The following is a 16,801-nucleotide window of genomic DNA, read 5'->3' as shown; positions in this document are numbered from 1 at the left end:
CGCTCCGCTCGCGTGAGCAGCCGCTTGCGATGCTCGCTCGCAGGCTCGCTGCGCTTCTCACCCCTCGCGCGCGGCTGCTCACCCCACGAGGGGGTTCGAGTCACGCGTTACCCGGGACCTCCGGTCCCGTGACGTCACCCTCGTGGTTCGAGGGAGCGAAGCTCCCTCGTCATCACGAAAGGCGCGAAGCGCCTTTCGAACGACTCCGCTCGCGTGACCGCCGACCGCCACCCGCAAGTCCGGAATCGTCGCCCGTCGTTCAGCGCGTCAGTTCGCGCCGCAGGAACGCCACGGCCGCGTCGACGACCGTCGGTTCGCCGTCGCCCCGGGGGAGCGCCAGTTCGATCCGGGCGCGTTCGGCCTGGAGCACGAGCACGTCCCCGCTGTGACCGACGCCCGTCAGCGACCCGTACGGCAGGGTCCACTCGCCCCCGTCGGAGCCGTCGGCGACGACCCGGACCGAGTCGTCGGTGAGAAGCGCCGCCGCGTCGCCCCGGAGCAGCAGGTCGCCGTCCTGCCTGAGCCCGCCGCTCCGGCGGAGCCGCAGGAGGTGGTGGGGCTGCTCGTACTCACCGAGGACCCGGAGCGAGTCGGGCAGTCGGCGAGCAGTTCCCGACAGGCGCTCGGCCGTGACCGACTCGCCCGCCGCCGCGGCCGCGAGGGCCGCCGCGCGGTCGGCGTCGCGGGCGTCGTCGGCCCGGGGGTCGTCGGCCCGGGGGTCCTCGTCCACGTTGGATGCCTGGGTCGGGTCCGAGGCGTCCGGGGACGCGTTTCCGGCGTCGACCGATGCCGGCTCGACGGCTGGTGTCGACTCCCCGACTGCGGGGTCCTCCGACCCCGGTTCCGACGCCTCGAGGGGGACCGAGTCCTCGGTCCGCGAGCCGGACGGCCACTCCGTGATCGGGTCGGTCGCCACCTCGTCGACGCCCGCCTCGCCCGTCAGCGTCGGGGCGGCGGAGCCGGTCGTTTCGCCCGCGGTGGACCCGTTTCCTGCCTGCTCGTCCGGCGTGGCGTTCCAGCGGTCGGCGTCGCCCTGCACCGGTTCCCGGGACCCCGGGCGGCGGAAGCGGAGGTCGAACACCGTCCCCTCGGGGTCGTTCGCGCCGACGTCGACCGTCCCGCCGTACATCTCCATCAGCCGGTCGACGAAAAAGAGGCTCAGCCCCTCGCCGTGCTGGACCTGGGTGCGCTCGTCGCGGCCGAGCACCTGGTCGTGGTGGCGCGGCTCGATGCCCGGACCGTTGTCGGCGATCGAGAGGACGACCGCCTCCTCGCGCTCGTCGACGCTGATGTCGATTCTGGGCACCTCCTTGTCATTGTGTTCGACCGCGTTCTCGATGACCGCGCGCAACGCGGGGGCGAGCATGTCGTCCGCGAGCACCTCGACGGGGGCCGCGGTGCCCGAGAGCGAGACGACGACCTCCTGGGTCGGCGCGTCCTCGAGCGCCTCTCCGACCGCGGTGGCGAGGTCGACGGGCGCGAGCGACTCCGAGTCGCCGCCGGTGAGGATGCCGCCGAAGCGCCGCGTCGTCCGCGCGCGGCCGAGCATGTCCTCGACGCGGTCGACCGCCGTTTCGAGCGACTCGGTCAGTTCCGGGTCCGAGACGGCGTCCGCGACGCGCTCGACGTGGCCGAGCACGACGTTCGCGTCGTTGCGGAGGTTGTGTCGGAGCACCCGGTTGAGGATGCGGAGCGACTCCTCGTAGCGCCGGTGGCGCGTCATGTCGGTGAACACCGCAACGTAGCCCCGCGTCTCGCCGTCGACGACGAGCGGCGCGGCCGAGCCCTTCCCGTAGACGAGTCGGCCGTCCTTCGTGGTCGACTCGAAGTCGCCGACCCACGGCTCCCCCTTCGAGAGCGCGTCGATGACGTCCTCGTACACCCCGTCGTCGTCGATGAGCATCAGCGGGGTCGAGCCGACGAGCTCCTCGCGCTCGTAGCCCGTCAGCTCCAGCAGGGCGTCGTTGGCGTCGGTGATGATGAACCCCGTGTCCGCGATGAGCGTCGGGTTCGCCGTCTCGCGGAAGGCGCGGCGGTGGAGTTCCAATCTTCCCTGTGACATGAACGCTCCCTCGGGGACGTGTTGGTGCCGGATAGCGAACCACGTGATAACAATCTTTCGTCAGACATACACGTTAGTTGAAAGACATGAACCGGTCACGTCGAGTCGCGTTCGGAGGGAAGTGGTCGGCCGGCCCGGTCAGAGCCGTTCGCCCTGGTAGTCGCCGTCGTACTCGCCGTCGTGGTCGGCCTCGGCGAGCACGAACTGGGCGATGCGAGCGCCCGGTTCGAGTTCGATCGGATGGTGGACCTGCAGGAGGCCCTCGCCGCGGCCCTCGTACCCGGCGTCCCAGACGGCGGTGTTCAGCATGCAGGAGTTGCGCAGCAGCGTCGAGCGCGGGTAGACGAAGCCGACGTGATCCTCGGGAACGGCGATGCGCTCGCCGTACTCGACGACGTAGCCGCCACGGTCGAGCCGGTAGCAGCCGTCCTCCGGGGCGAGTTCCTTCCGCTCGCCCACGCGCTTCCCGTCGGTGGAGACTCGGCCGGGAGCGGTCTGGGCGTGGACGCCATCGAGGGTGAGGTCGACGCCGTTCGGCTGCACCTGTTCGCCGGTGACGGGCTCCAGCCGGGCGGCGACGAACGCGCCGGATTCGAACATGCGTGTGCGTGGCCCGAGAGGGGCTAAAAGCGCGCTGGTCGGCCGTCCACTCGGAGGCGCGTGAACACAAAATTCGCCGCAAGAATCGCCGCACCCGGCGATTCTTCACGATTGTCGGGGTCATAACTCGCCGGATTTATATCCGAGCGAAGTCGATATTCGGCCGATATGGGACAGACGATTACCGAGCAGATCCTCGATGACCATCTCGTCGAGGGCGAGCTGACGCCCGGCGAGGAGATCGGCATCGAGATCGATCAGGTGCTCACCCAGGACACGACCGGGACGATGGTCTGGCTCCAGTTCGAGGCGCTGGACCTCGACGAGGTCCAGACTGAGCTGGCCGCACAGTACTGCGACCACCAGACGTACCAGTTCGACTTCAAGAACACCGACGACCACCGCTTCCTCCGTTCGGCCGCGGGCACGTTCGGCGCGTACTTCTCCCGCCCCGGCAACGGCATCTGCCACCAGGTCCACAAGGAGAACTTCGCGGCGCCGGGCAAGACCCTGCTCGGCTCCGACTCGCACACGCCGACGCCCGGCGGGCTCGGCCAGCTCGCCATCGGCGCCGGCGGCATCGACATCGCCGTGGCGATGGGCGGCGGGCCCTACTACGTCGAGATGCCCGAGGTCGTCAACGTCGAACTCACCGGCGAACTCCCCGAGTGGGCGACCGCGAAGGACGTCGCGCTCCACCTGCTGGGCGAGCTGACCGTCAAGGGCGGCGTCGGCAAGGTGCTCGAGTACACCGGCGAGGGCGCGGAGTCGCTCACCATCCCCGAGCGCACGACCATCACGAACCTCGGCACGGAGCTCGGCGCGACCTCCTCCATCTTCGCCACCGACGAGAAGACGGAGGAGTGGCTCGCGCTCCAGGACCGCGAGGAGGAGTACGTCGACCTCGCGCCCGACGAGGACGCCGAGTACGCAGAGACCATCGAGGTCGACCTCTCCTCGCTGGAGCCGCTCATCGCGACGCCGTCGATGCCCGACAACGTCGTGCCCGTGAGCGAGGTCGCCGGCACCGACGTCGAGCAGGTCATCATCGGCTCCTGTACGAACGGCGCCTACGAGGACATCCTCCCCGGCGCGAAGATGCTGAAGGGCCGCGAGGTCGCCAAGAAGACCGAGATGATCATCGCGCCCGGCTCGAAGCAGGCCTCCGAGATGCTCGCCCGCGAGGGCTGGACGGCCGAGCTGATGGCCGCCGGCGTCAACTTCTCCGAGGCGACCTGTGGCGCCTGCATCGGCATCGGTCACGTCCCCGCCTCCGACTCCGTCTCGCTGCGCACGTTCAACCGGAACTTCGAGGGCCGCTCGGGCATCGAGGACGACGCGGTCTACCTCTGCTCGCCCGAGGTCGCCACCGCGGCGGCCATCGCCGGCGAGATCGTCGACCCGCGCGACCTCGCCGACGAGCTCGGCGACCTCGAGGCGCCCGGCTTCGAGATGGGCGACGCCTACGGCCCGGGCATGGGCGAGTCCGACCCGGACATCATCGGGCCGGACGAGGCGGTCGACGACGACCTCATCAAGGGGCCGAACATCGGCGACGTGCCCCTGAAGGACGAGCTCGCCTCCGACATCGAGGGCGAGGCGCTCCTGAAGATGGTCGACAACATCACGACCGACCACATCATCCCGGCGACCGCGGACATCCTCAAGTTCCGCTCGAACATCGAACGCCTCTCGGAGTTCACGCTCTCGCGCGTCGACGACACGTTCGCCCAGCGCGCCCGTGACGCCGACGGCGGCTTCCTCGTCGCCGGCGAGAACTACGGCCAGGGCTCCTCGCGCGAACACGCGGCACTGTGCCCGATGTACCTCGGCGTCGAGGCGGTGCTCGCCCAGTCGTTCGCCCGCATCCACAAGGCGAACCTGTTCAACTTCGGACTCGCCCCGCTCAGCATCGACCAGGACACCTACGAGCGCATCGAACAGGGCGACGACATCGAGATCGTCGACGACGTCGGCGAGGGCGTCCGCTCGGGCCAGGAGGAGTTCACGGTCCGCGTGAACGACGACTGGGAGGCGACCGCCACGCTCGACGCCTCCGAACGCGAACGCGACATCCTCGCGGCCGGCGGCAAGCTGTCCTGGACGAAGGCACAGCACGACACGGGATCGAGCGGCGCGGCCCCCGCGGACGACTAGTCGGGTCGCGGATCGTTCGCCGACTTCCGACCGTTCTTCGTTCGCGCGACTACTCCCCTCGTCGACCGACCGCTCGTTCGGTCCTCTCGTCTCTCCGTCGTCACCTTGGTGAAGCGTCTCTCCGTCGTCACCTTGGTGAAGCGTCTCTCCGTCGTCACCTTGGTGAAGCGTCTCTCCGTCGTCTTTCCCGCAAAGTGGACGGCTGCTGCCGGGGCGATTTCGGCATCGCCATTCCGAGCAAGCCGCCAGTCGAGACTGACCGCGGCACTTACCACCCGCCGTCGCCCAGTCCGGGCAAATGCTGTTTCAGCAGGCCACGCTCGCGGACGGCCGGGTCCGGGACGTTCGCGTCGCCGATGGGGAGATCGCCGAGGTCGCTGACGGCGGGGCGCTCGACCCGGAGAACGGCGGGTCGGTCGTCGACGCCGGACGGTTCCACCTCCTTCCGGGCGCCATCGACGTCCACGTCCACTTCCGGGAGCCCGGCTTTTCACACAAGGAGGACTGGACGACCGGGTCGCGCTCGGCGGCGGCGGGCGGGGTGACGACCGTCGTCGACCAGCCGAACACCGACCCGCCGACCACCTCCGGCGCTTCGTTCGACCGGAAGGCCGACCTCGCGGCCGACTCCCTGGTCGACTACGGGCTCAACGGCGGCGTCACGGCCGACTGGGACCCCGACTCGCTGTTCGACCGGCCGCTGTTCGCGCTCGGTGAGGTGTTCCTCGCGGACTCGACGGGCGACATGGGCATCGAGGCGGACCTGTTCGCCGACGCCGTCGCGCGGGCGGCAGCACACGACGTGACCGTGACCGTCCACGCGGAGGACGCCGACCTGTTCGACGAGAGTGTGAAAGCCCGCGACGATCCCGACGCCTGGAGCGCCTTCCGGACTCCGGAGGCCGAGGCCGCCGCCGTCGAACGCGCCCTTGACGTTGGAGCGGACTCGGAGGCCGACGTCCACATCGCGCACACCTCGACGCCGGAGGGGGTCGACGCGGCGAGCGACGCGGGCGCGACCTGCGAGGTGACGCCCCACCACCTGTTCCTCTCGCGCGATGACCTCCCGGAACTGGGCACGTTCGGGCGGATGAACCCGCCGTTGCGTGACGAGTCGTGCCGGGAGGCACTCGTCGAGCGCGTCCGCGACGGCACGGTCGACGTCGTCGCCACCGACCACGCCCCCCACACCCGCGCAGAGAAGGACGCGAGCGTCTGGGACGCGCCGTCGGGCGTGCCGGGCGTCGAGACGATGCTGCCGCTCCTGCTGAACGAGGTCCGCGAGGGCCGCCTGGGGCTCGAGCGCGTCCGCGACCTGACCGCGGCGAACCCAGCCCAGATCTTCGACCTCCCGCGGAAAGGCCGGATCGAGGGGGGCCGGGACGCCGACCTCGTGCTGGTCGATCTGGACGACGCCCGGCGGATCCGCGGCGAGGACCTCCACTCGAACTGCGGCTGGACGCCGTTCGAGGGGTTCACGGGAGTGTTCCCGTCGCTGACGCTGGTTCGCGGGACCGTGGTGTACGACGGTCGGGACGCTCGTGGGGGAGGCGGCGAGGTGGACGGACGCGACGAGGTGGACGAGCGCGGCGAGGAAGCGTTCGGTGACGCCGTGGGTCGGAACGTCCGCCGCTGAGCCGGGCCGAAGGCAACCGTTTTCACCCGCCGCGCCCCGAACCACGCCCATGGCCGGTAGTCACCCGCTCTCTGGCGTCGAGGATCGCTGGGACGCGGTCAGGGAAGACATGGAGGCGACCGCAGCCGAGTACCGCGACGCCGGCTGGGAGGCGCTGGAGCTCCACCCGGGCGACGTGACGGCGCTCCCGACCGCCTCGGCGCGGGTCGAGTCGGATCGCATGGGGCTCGACGTGCTGCTCCCCGGCGACGAGTTCCGGGAGCTGGAGGAGCTAGTCGAGGACGCGGCGTTCGACGAGTACGACGCCTACCGCGGGGAGGAGGCCGACGTCGTCTTTCTCGTGGTCGCGATGAAGGCGCCCGACGAGGGGCTCGTCGTCGTGTTTCCGCTGTACTACGCGCGCCGCGAGGCGAACGAGATGCTGAAACGCGTCGCCGCACGCGGCGAGATGCGGACGTTCCTCCGGCCGCTCGACGACTCCCAGCGCGTCGTCTTCTCCCAGGAGGAGCCGGACAACCTCCTGCCCGGCGGGTTCGACGACGAGGAACGCGAGGAGACGGGCGGCGACGACGGACCGTCCGCCGACGAGGAGTAGCGAACGGAGCCGCGGCTCAGGACTGGCGAACAGGCGACGCCACCGCGGCCCACGGGGCGTCGGCGTCGCGCTACCGCTGCCCGCCCCGGGCGTGATTCACCGCACGGGTGGGGTGGTCCCGTTCTCCGATTTGAACCTTCGCCACCGGGAGGGGTGTCGGGGATCAGCCGGCTGGCGCGCGGCGTTCACGAGAGCGTTGCTCTCGTGAGCTCACGAGACGCCGTGCGTCTCGTGAACGGCCAAGCGGAGCGAGCGCACGCGAGGAGCACAGGAGGCTATTCACGCGAGCGGAGTCGTTCGAAAATCGAAGAGTTTCGTGATGCCGTCGGATTCCGACGGAATCCGACCGCTGACGGGGAACCGTCGGTTTCCCGTACTGACGAAAGACGCCCTGGCGTCTTTCGAACCACGAGGGTGAGTTCCGAGGAGCGTGCTCCGAGGGAAGGCGAGGTCCCGACCGCAGGGAGGGGCCTCGTCGGCTGGGGATGGCACGGTGCCGTGCGGTGGGTGGGACTGACCGGGGCCGCGGCGTTCACGGGCGCTTGCGCCCGTGAATTCGGGAGAGCACGCTCTCCCGTACGTCGGCGCAGGCGCGGACCGTCAAGCACCGCAGGCGAGCGACCGGAGGGAGCGAGCCGAGGAGCACAGCGGCCGCACCGAGCCGACAGCCGCGGGGGCTTTCGAAACGAACGCCGCACTCACACCGCCACTCGAAAGATCAGCCAATAACCACGGAGAACTCGATCAGGTTCAGTCGAACGAAACGTCCCCCAGCTCGACGGTCTCCCCGAACAGCCAGTCGGCGTGCTCGACCGCGTAGTCCCGGTGGTCCTCGGTGATGAAGCCGAGCGCGTCCGACACCACGACCGGCCGATAGTCGCGCAGCCCCGCCGACCCCGCGGTGTGGAGGACGCAGACGTTGGCGAGCGTCCCGCAGATGACCAGGTCCTCGATCCCGTGCGTGTCGAGCCAGCCCTCCAGGTTCGTCCGGTAGAAGGCGTCGTAGGTGTGCTTCTCGACGACGTGGGCGGCCTCGTCGGTCGGCAGGTCGTCGATCAGTTCGGCCTCCCACGAGCCCTCGACGACGTGCTCACCCCAGCGTTCGAACTCGTCGTAGTAGTGGGCGTCCTCGAACTGCTCCGGCGGGTGGACGTCGCGGGTGTAGACGACCGGCGCGCCGGCGTCGCTCGCACGCTCGACGAGCGTCGACACGGGGTCGATGGCCGTCTCGCTCGGCTCGGCGTGGAGGCTGCCGTCGGGGTGACAGAAGCCGTTCTGCATGTCCACCACGACGACGGCGGTCGCGTCGGGATCGAACGGTGAGGGCGACGACATACGTGGGTCCTGGGCGGGGACGACGAAAAGGGCTCGGCCGGCGAGAAGGTCGGACAAGGTACTTTTACCCGGGGTCCCATGCCGACGTATGCGACGTTCCTCCCCGCCGGCCCGAGTTCGGCGGTTCGGTGCGATTGCACTCGCCGTGCTGCTGCTGGTCGGGGCGGTCGCGCCCGCAGCGGCGGCTGCGCCCGGCGAGGCGCGGGCCGCACAGCCGGCCGCCGGGACGGACGCCCCGCCGGACCCGGAGAACGACACGATCGGGTGGGAGGACGGAATCTGGCACAACGAGAGCATCGAGGTGAACCAGTCCGACGGGCTGACTGACGCCGAACTGGAGACGTTCGTCGCGCGGTCGATGGCGCGCGTCGAGTACGTCCGCGAGGCGGAGTTCAACGGCACGGTCCCCGTCGAGATCATCTCCCGGCAGGACTACCGCAACCGGACGGCGGCGAACGCCTCCGACCGGCCGGAGTTCAACCGCTGGAACGACCAGGTGTGGGAGTCGCTGTTCATCGTCGGCGAGGACACCAGCTCCGCGACCGCGCTCAGCGAGACGTCCGGCTCCTCGGTCGCGGGCTTCTACTCGCCCGCGGACGACCAGATCAAGATCATCACGTCGACGCCGGAGTCGCCGACGGTGAGCAACGCGACGCTCATCCACGAACTGGTCCACGCGCTCCAGGACCAGCGGTACGACCTGACGAACGCGACCTACCGCGCACGAACACAGGACGGTGATCTGGGCGTCAACGGCGTCGTCGAGGGCGAGGCGAACTACGTCGAGGCGCGCTACTCCCAGCGCTGCGGCGAGGAGTGGGACTGCGTGGAGACGCCCGGTGGCCCCGCGGCCGGCGGTGGCCAGCCCAACCTGGGCGTGCTGCTCACCATCTTCAACCCGTACTCGGACGGCCCGGTGTACGTGAGCGACGTCGTGGAGGAGGGCGGCTGGGCGGCCTTCGACGAGCGCTTCCGGAACCCGCCGCGCTCCTCCGAGCAGATCATCCACGCCACCGACGAGGAACCGCAGCCGATCGAGTTCGAGGACACCGCGCGGGGCGGCTGGGAGACGTTCCCCGCCCAGGGCGAGAACGGCTCTGACACCGTCGGCGAGGCGTCCATCTACTCGATGTTCTGGTACCAGGCCAGACAGTACGGCGCCGACACGATCAACCCGCAGACGCTGTTCGACACCGACGGTCAGTACGACGTGTACAACTACGACGCGCCGCCCTCCGACGGCTGGGCGAACGACCGGGTGTTCCCCTACCGCAACGGCGAGGGCGAGGGCGCCGAGTACGGCTACGTCTGGAAGACCACCTGGGACACCGAGCGTGACGCGACCGAGTTCCACGACGCCTACCTCCGGATGCTCGAAGCACACGACGTCGAGGAGACCGAAGAGGGCTACTACGTCGTGCCCGGCGGCCCCTTCGAGGACGCCTTCCTCGTCGTCCAGAACGGGACGGAGGTCGTCGTCGTGAACGGACCGAGCGTCGACGCGGTCGAGGAGATCCGTCCGACGCTCTCGCCCGACACCGGAACGGCGACGCCGACCCCGACGCCGACGTCGGCCACCGACGAGGACACAGGCGCGGGCACCGACGAGGGCTCGAACGACGAGATGCCCAGGAGCACGACGGAAACCGAGACGACCGGGGCCGGCTTCGGCTTCCTCGTCGCCGTCATCGCGGTCGGCGTGGCGGGGCTGCTCGCCCGGCGGGACTGAACGGACGCCGTCCGCCCGCGGCGGGACCGACGAACGGCAGCGTCCGGTCGGGCGGGACCGACCGAAAACGGCGTCCCGTCGCGCGGCCGGGAAGCGTGATTTTTTCCCGCGTCCGGGCGAACCACCGGCAATGGACGCCCCTGCGCCCGATTTCGACGTCGTCACGTCCGCGGCCATCCGGGAGGGCCGCGCGACCGACGCCTACTTCGCCCGGACCGAGGAGACGCTGCGCCACGCCGACCGGAACCCCAGCGTCGTCGCCGAGGTGACCGCCGACCAGTTCCCGGACGGCGAGTTCGAACTGCTCGCGGGCGTGAAGGACGCCGCCGCGCTGCTCGCGGGCCACGACGTCGACGTGGACGCGCTCCCCGAAGGGACGCTGTTCGACGGCGGCCCGGTGCTGCGAATCGAGGGGAACTACCTCGAGTTCGCCCGGACGGAGACGTCGCTGCTCGGCTTCCTCTCGCACGCCTCCGGCGTCGCCACCGCCGCGCTGGAGTGCCGGCGCGCCGCGCCCGGGGCGAACCTGCTCTCGTTCGGTGCCCGCCACGTCCATCCGAGCGTCGCGGCGATGGTCGAGCGGAGCGCGCTCGTGGGCGGCTTCGACGGCTTCTCGCACGTTGCCGCCGGCGAGGTCATCGGCCGCGAGGCGTCGGGGACGATGCCCCACGCGCTGCTCATCTGCTTCGGACGCGGGGAGCAGGAGGCCGCCTGGCGCGCCTTCGACGAGGCCGTTCCGGCGGACACGCCCCGCATCGCGCTCTGTGACACCTACTCCGACGAGAAGGACGAGACCATCCGCGCGGTGGAGGAACTGGGCGACCGCCTCTCGGGGGTCCGCCTGGACACGACCGGGTCGCGCCGGGGCGACTTCCGGCACATCGTCCGCGAGGTCGAGTGGGAACTCGACGCGCGCGCGCTCGGCGACGTGGACGTGTTCCTCTCGGGCGGGCTGGGTCCCGACGACCTCCGCGAACTCCGCGACGTGGCCGACGGCTTCGGCGTCGGGGGACACGTCAGCAACGCCGACCCGGTGGACTTCGCGCTGGACATCGTCGAGGTCGACGGCGAGCCGGCGGCCAAACGGGGGAAGCTCTCGGGCGCGAAGGAGGTGTATCGGACTGCCGACGGCGGGCACCACGTCGGGTTGCGCGGGCGCGAGGGGCCGGAGGACGGCGAGGCGCTGCTGGAGCCGCTGATCCGCGACGGGGAGGTCGTCCGGGAGTTCTCCATCGACGAGGCTGCCGAACGCGCGCTGCGGGACGCGGAGTCGACCGGCTTCGGGGCGGACCCCGAGTAGCCGCCCTCGCTCGTTCGGTCGGTTCCGCGCTCCCTCGTGCGTTCGCGCCCGGGACGTGACTGCGACCGATGCCGTGGCCCCTCCAGTGTCACCCGGCGGCCACGTCGGCAGCAGGCGTGCGGTCGGCGGCTGCTGGCGGTCGGCGGTCACGCGAGCGGAGCGATGGTGACGTCACGGGACCGGAGGTCCCGGGTAACGCGTGACGCGAGCCCCTTCGTGGGATGAGTCGACGCGCGCGAGGGGAGAGCACCGGAGCGAGCCTGCGAGCGAGGAGCGCAGGCGGCTGGGGTGGGTGTGGCCCTACTCACCGCCAGCAGTAGTCGTCCCCTGCTCCCGACCAGCCGGGCGACTACCGATTCCCGACCGACACACTGTAACGTCAGAACGGGTGAGCCACACGAGAAACCACCACACGCCGGTTCGATTTAATCCGCGGTGTTACCCTCCGCCTCGGCGTCCACGTCGACCGTCGGCGCGGCGTCGAGCGCCCACTCGTCCGAGCCCAGAAGCGACGCCGGCACGTCGACCGAATCCGCGTCGAGCCCCTCCGCGTACTCGAAGGAGTACGTCGGCGGCTCGTACTCCGCGGCCGAGACGAGCGGCTCGTTCTTCCGGAAGCGCCGGGCCGTGAGCAGGACGGGCGTCCGGCCCGCGGCCGTGCCCGGCACCTCGCGTACCTCCTCCAGGCGATACCACTGGGGGAGGCGCTCGCGCAGCTTCTCGCCGAATCTGGTGTCCCGGAACCGCCCGGAGACGACCGCCGAGAGCGTGCCGTTCTCGGCGAGCCAGTCGGCCGCCCGGTCGACGTACAGCGCCGACGTGTCGTAGGTGTAGTAGGCGGTGTCGTACTCCGCGTACGCCTCCGCCGCGGGGCCCTCCGCCACGTCGCGCCGGAGCCGCGCGGGGAACGCGCCCACGACGTACGCGAACGCCTCGCTGTCCAGCGGGTCCGCCGCGCGCGCCTCGCCCGGCGCGCCCAGCGTCGTCTGCGCGTCGGGGCGCACGAGCGGGTCCGTCAGGTGGAGCCGTAGCGGCTCGAGCGTGAACCCGGCCTCCTCCCAGCGCGCCTCCCGGTAGTCGTCCAGCAGGCGGAGCAGCAGGCGCGTCTCGGTCACGCGACAGGCGAGCGGGTCCGCCGTCGCGCCGACGAGCCGCTCGCGAACCGTCCGCAGTCGCTCTCGCGGGTCCGACTCCTCGCTCTCGCTCGCCCGCAGTCGCGCCGCGGCCGCGACGAGGTAGCGCCCGTCACCGACCGCCGGGTCGAGCAGCGCGCCCGGCTCGGCAGGGAACGCCGTCCGGTCGAGCGCCACGTCGGGGAGCGGGTCGGTCGCGTCGGCCTCGATCTCGGGCAGGTCGAGCACGCTCAGCAGGCGGTCGTACGCCGCAGCCGCGCGGCCGCCGTCGACGTCGAACGCGAAGTGATCGAGGTACCAGACGACCCGCGAGAGCGCCTCCACGACGGCCTCGTGGTCGAGCGCCCAGTCACAAAGCGGCGGGGCCTGCCGGTCGTACAGCTCCGAGAACGACTCGCGGGCGACCAGAAGCAGGTCGCCGGCGTCGCGCTCGACGCCGAACTCCTCGGCGAACGCCTCGAACCGCTCGACCGCGTCGCCGCTCAGCGTCTCCTCCCGGAGGCTCATCCCCTCGGCGACGCGGACGAGGAACGCCTCCTCGAGCAGCGAGAACGCGGCGACGCGGACGAACGCGCGCTCGTTCTCGGAGGGCGTGAAGCCGGTGCGGCCCGCGCCGCGGACCCAGGTGCCGTAGACGGCCCGGAGGTCGCTGACGGCCCGGCCGTCGGCCCCGCGCCGGTGGTCGAGCAGGCGGAGGCGGGCGGGCGCCGCGGCGGTGTCGTCGCCCGGGCCGCGCAGCGCCGAGTCGACGGCCGATTCGAGCGCCCCCTCGCGGTCCTCGTAGGCGTCGGTGCGCTCGCGGACGTCAGTGAACGCCTCCTCGACGGCCGGGAGCAGCACGTCGGTCACGCAGTCGCGGAGCGTGCCGACGAGCGTGCCCAGCCCGTCGTCCTCGGCGACCGAGTGCCGCTCGGGCGCGTCGAACTCCTCGTAGCGTTCCGCGGCCGAGAGCTCGTCGGGGCGGAGCGCGGTCAGCTTGGCGACCGCGAGCTGCTGGCCCGGGCGGAGCGTCTGGGAGAGCCGGCCGCGGCGGCCGGCGGCGATGGCTTCGTCGAGCGGGACGTCGGTGTGGACCGTTGCGGTGACGCCGTGGTGGGTCTCGGTGGCCGCGTCGTCCGCCGCGTCCTCCTCCGACACGCGCTCGTAGGCGAGGAGCCTGTCGGTGCTGGCGGCGACGACGTACTGCACGTACGGCTCGCCGCCCGCCGCCGCGAACGCGGCGTCGGCCGCGGCGTCGACGCTGCCGCCCCGTCCGACGGCCGCGAGCGTCGCCGCGACGTGGCCGGCGTCGTCCCGGAACCGGGCGACCGCGCGGTTTCGCGTGTAGCGCGACTCGTCGTAGCCCAGCACCCCGGCGAACAGGTGTTCGCACAGCGCGGCGGCGACCGACTCGGCCGCGGCGTCCGGCCCGAGCCCCGCCTCGACCCGGTCGCACGCCTCGACGACCCGTTCAACGAAGCCCTGACCGTATGCTCCCTGTGACATGACACACCCGGTGAATCGAGTGGGTCTCCCCGCCGGAGGCACCTAAAGGTGTCTCCCGAGAATCGCACGACTGCGAACTGTCTGACGGCCGTCCGTCGCGCGTCCGCTCCGGGGCTGACGGTGTCGGACGCCGTGCGGGTGCGGTTGGCGCGCGGCTGGCGGGCCTCCGTGTCCGCCACCGGCGCGCGAGGGATGAGTGAGGGGAGCGACCGGAGGGAGTGGAGTGATCGAATCGGCTGCTCACGCGAGCGATGCGAGGGTGCGTTCCGAGGAGCTCGCTCCGAGGTAATGGAGACGTGTGGCTGTGCGGTGGGTGGGGCTGAAAGGGGTCACGGGCCTTCGAGGCGGTCGAACGAGATGAAGTTCCCGACGAGACACTCGACCCGGGACTGGCGTCCTGATTACGACAATACCTGTATGCCACTGCGGTATCGGGGAGCCGAAATAGGACGTCACCGATGCTAACCACCATCGCCCGCCCGTTCACCCCGCGAATCGGCGGCAGAGTTACCTCCGGCCGGCCCGACACGGGGGACGTGAACGACAGCCAGCCGCTCGCGGTTCAGGGGGGTCCGGGCGTCGAATGAGCGACGTCGACGCCGACCTCGAGGAGCCGAGGTCGCTCCCCGCAGACGAGGCCGCCGCGTTCGTGGACCGGGTGACCGACAACGTCCAGCGCGTCATCGTCGGCAACGACGCCGCCGTCGAGCACATCCTCGTCGGCCTGCTCGCCCGCGGCCACCTCCTGCTGGAGGACGTCCCGGGCGTCGGGAAGACGATGCTCGCCCGGGCGCTCGCACGCTCGGTGGACTGTGAGTTCCGGCGCGTGCAGTTCACCCCCGACCTCCTCCCGTCGGACGTGACCGGGGTGAACGTGTTCAACCAGAAGACGAGCGAGTTCGAGTTCAAGCCCGGCCCGGTGTTCGCCAACGTCGTGCTGGGCGACGAGATCAACCGCGCGCCGCCCAAGACCCAGTCGGCGCTGCTGGAGGCGATGGAGGAGCGACAGGTGACCGTCGACGGCGTCACCCGGGAGCTGCCCGACCCCTTCACGGTCATCGCCACCCAGAACGACGTCGAACCGGGACGGACGTACGAACTGCCGATCGCCGAGATCGACCGCTTCATGAAGAAGCTGCGGCTCGGCTACCCGACCGAGGGCGACGAGACGGAGCTGCTCGCCAGGACCGCCGGCGAACACCCCATCCGGTCGCTCGATCCGGTCGCGACGCTGGAGGAACTCCGTAGCGCCCGCCACACGGTCGGCGAGGTCGAGGTGAGCGAACCCGTCCGCGCGTACGTCACCGGGCTCGCGAACTACACCCGCGAGAACGCCCAGCTCGGCGTCAGCCCCCGCGGCAGCATCGCCCTCGTCCGCGCCGCCCAGGCCCGCGCGGTCGTCGACGGCCGTGACTACGTCGTCCCCGACGACGTCCAGACGGAGGTCGCCTCCGTGTTCGCCCACCGCATCCGCCCGCGGACCGGAAGCGAGACGGGCGCCGACGTGGTCCGGGACGCGCTGGACGCCGTCGCGGTGGAGTGAGTCGATGGGGCCGACACCGACGGGGCGGCCAGCCGCTGCCGCCTGGCACCCCGATGCCGCCCGGCAAGCTGGTGCTGCCTGGCCAGCCGACGCCGCTCGGGGGGCCGCATGCACCTGACCCGCCGCGGCTGGGTCGTGGTCGCGGTCGTCGCGCTCGCGGCCCTCTCGGCGGCGCTGTTCGGTCCCCGCGCGCTCAACGCCGTCGTCATCCCCGGGGTCGTCGCGCTCGCTGCCGGCTACCTGCAACTCCGGCGGTTCGAACCGCCCCGGGTCGCCCGGGACACCCCGCCGGACGCCCACGTCGACCACGAGGGCACCGTCCGCTGCTTCTTCGGCGACGCCGACGGCCGGCGGCCGGGTCCCGACACCGCCCTCTCGCGTCCGTTCGCCGGCACGGTGCGCGAGCAGGTCGACGACGGCCTCGCCGTCGAGGAGCCCACCGTCAAGACGGTCGTCGGGACCGCACCCGTCGAGTACGAGCTCCGATACGAGACGCGCGGCCAGCACACGCTCGGCCCGGCCACCGTCACCGCCCGGGACCTGCTCGGCCTCGTCGAGACGGAGGCGACGACCGCCGGCACCGCCGACGTGCTCGTCTACCCGCGCGTCCACGCCATCGCCGGCTGGGCGCGGCGCGACCTGCGCGCGCTCCACGAGACCGGCGTCCACGAGGAGCGCCGCGAGTTCGACCGCCTGCGCGAGTACGACCACGGCGACTCGCTGCGTGACATCCACTGGAAGTCCACCGCCAAGCGCGAGGACCTCATCGTGAAGGAGTTCGCCGCCGAGGCGGACACGGAGGCCGTCTCGCTGGCGGCCGGCGCGTCGGGCTCGCCCGGCGCGGCAGACCGGATGGCCGAGGCCGTCGCCAGCATCGCGCTCGCGCTCGTCGAGGACGGCGTCCCGGTCGAGGTCCACCTGCCGGGCGGCAGCGTCGCCGCCGGCCCGGACCGCGGAAGCCAGGTCCGCCTGCTCGAACGCCTCGCGCTCGTCGGCCCCGGCCGGGTGACGACCGAGGACGCCGACGTCACGATCTACGGCGAGTCCGACGGCGTGTCGGTCGCCGTCGGCGACGAGTCGGTCGACTTCGAGGAGTTCGTGGGCTCGTATCGGCCGACGTACGGCGTGACGCGTGGGACTGGTCGTGACGGCTTGTCGGAGGTGGCGGCGTGATGATCGGTCGGGAGTTGCTGGTCTCTCGACTGCGACGCTACGGTCGGTTCGGA

Annotated in this window: 11 protein-coding genes; 7 read left to right on the top strand and 4 right to left on the bottom strand. The window is 71.3% G+C overall.

Translation table 11 applies throughout. The features are described 5' to 3' along the window. Positions 1-259: 259 nt before the first annotated feature. Together RJT50_RS02245 and RJT50_RS02240 are read right to left on the bottom strand one after the other, a co-directional pair. A complete protein-coding gene (locus tag RJT50_RS02245; RefSeq protein WP_313693690.1) occupies positions 260-2,062 on the bottom strand; it encodes a sensor histidine kinase in 1,803 nt (600 codons plus the stop codon). A 138-nt stretch (positions 2,063-2,200) separates the two neighbouring features. After that, entirely contained in the window at positions 2,201-2,662 is a 462-nt protein-coding gene (locus RJT50_RS02240; protein WP_313693687.1) for a deoxyuridine 5'-triphosphate nucleotidohydrolase, read from the bottom strand. Between the two features lie 168 nt (positions 2,663-2,830). Here RJT50_RS02240 and RJT50_RS02235 point away from each other — a divergent pair, with 168 nt between their 5' ends. The 3 genes from RJT50_RS02235 to RJT50_RS02225 all read left to right on the top strand — a co-directional run bounded on the left by RJT50_RS02235 (position 2,831) and on the right by RJT50_RS02225 (position 7,050). Continuing rightward, positions 2,831-4,819 carry an aconitate hydratase gene (locus RJT50_RS02235; RefSeq protein WP_313693685.1) on the top strand — a complete coding sequence of 663 codons (1,989 nt, stop codon included), beginning with the start codon at positions 2,831-2,833 and terminating at the stop codon, positions 4,817-4,819. 298 nt (positions 4,820-5,117) lie between these two features. Next, positions 5,118-6,455: a dihydroorotase gene (locus RJT50_RS02230; RefSeq protein ID WP_313693682.1), complete on the top strand. Its 1,338-nt coding sequence runs from the start codon at positions 5,118-5,120 to the stop codon at positions 6,453-6,455. Between the two features lie 49 nt (positions 6,456-6,504). Further along, on the top strand, positions 6,505-7,050 hold the full coding sequence (locus tag RJT50_RS02225; protein ID WP_313693680.1) for a DUF7529 family protein: 546 nt from the start codon (positions 6,505-6,507) through the stop codon (positions 7,048-7,050). A gap of 750 nt (positions 7,051-7,800) precedes the next feature. On the opposite strand, the gene RJT50_RS02220 is transcribed toward RJT50_RS02225, so the two are convergent. After that, complete coding sequence (locus RJT50_RS02220) at positions 7,801-8,385, bottom strand: cysteine hydrolase family protein (RefSeq protein ID WP_313693678.1); 585 nt, start codon at positions 8,383-8,385, stop codon at positions 7,801-7,803. Between the two features lie 88 nt (positions 8,386-8,473). On the opposite strand from RJT50_RS02220, the gene RJT50_RS02215 reads away from it, so the two are divergent. Both RJT50_RS02215 and RJT50_RS02210 read left to right on the top strand, forming a co-directional pair. Beyond that, positions 8,474-10,114 (top strand): Hvo_1808 family surface protein, encoded by a 1,641-nt coding sequence (locus RJT50_RS02215; protein ID WP_313693677.1) that lies wholly within the window; start codon positions 8,474-8,476, stop codon positions 10,112-10,114. A gap of 130 nt (positions 10,115-10,244) precedes the next feature. Next, positions 10,245-11,414: a nicotinate phosphoribosyltransferase gene (locus RJT50_RS02210; RefSeq protein WP_313693675.1), complete on the top strand. Its 1,170-nt coding sequence runs from the start codon at positions 10,245-10,247 to the stop codon at positions 11,412-11,414. Between the two features lie 425 nt (positions 11,415-11,839). On the opposite strand, the gene RJT50_RS02205 is transcribed toward RJT50_RS02210, so the two are convergent. Continuing rightward, positions 11,840-14,032, bottom strand: a complete 2,193-nt coding sequence (locus RJT50_RS02205; protein WP_313693673.1) for a hypothetical protein — start codon at positions 14,030-14,032, stop codon at positions 11,840-11,842. Between the two features lie 583 nt (positions 14,033-14,615). Here RJT50_RS02205 and RJT50_RS02200 point away from each other — a divergent pair. Both RJT50_RS02200 and RJT50_RS02195 read left to right on the top strand, forming a co-directional pair. Continuing rightward, on the top strand, positions 14,616-15,575 hold the full coding sequence (locus RJT50_RS02200; protein WP_313693671.1) for an AAA family ATPase: 960 nt from the start codon (positions 14,616-14,618) through the stop codon (positions 15,573-15,575). A 108-nt stretch (positions 15,576-15,683) separates the two neighbouring features. Further along, entirely contained in the window at positions 15,684-16,748 is a 1,065-nt protein-coding gene (locus tag RJT50_RS02195; protein ID WP_313693668.1) for a DUF58 domain-containing protein, read from the top strand. The last annotated feature ends 53 nt before the right edge of the window (positions 16,749-16,801 follow it).

The organism is Halobaculum sp. XH14, assembly GCF_032116555.1.
Classification (GTDB): Archaea; Halobacteriota; Halobacteria; order Halobacteriales; family Haloferacaceae; genus Halorarum; species Halorarum halobium.
The sequence above is the reverse complement of the archived record's forward strand: the minus strand, read 5'-3'. Positions and strand labels throughout refer to the sequence as shown.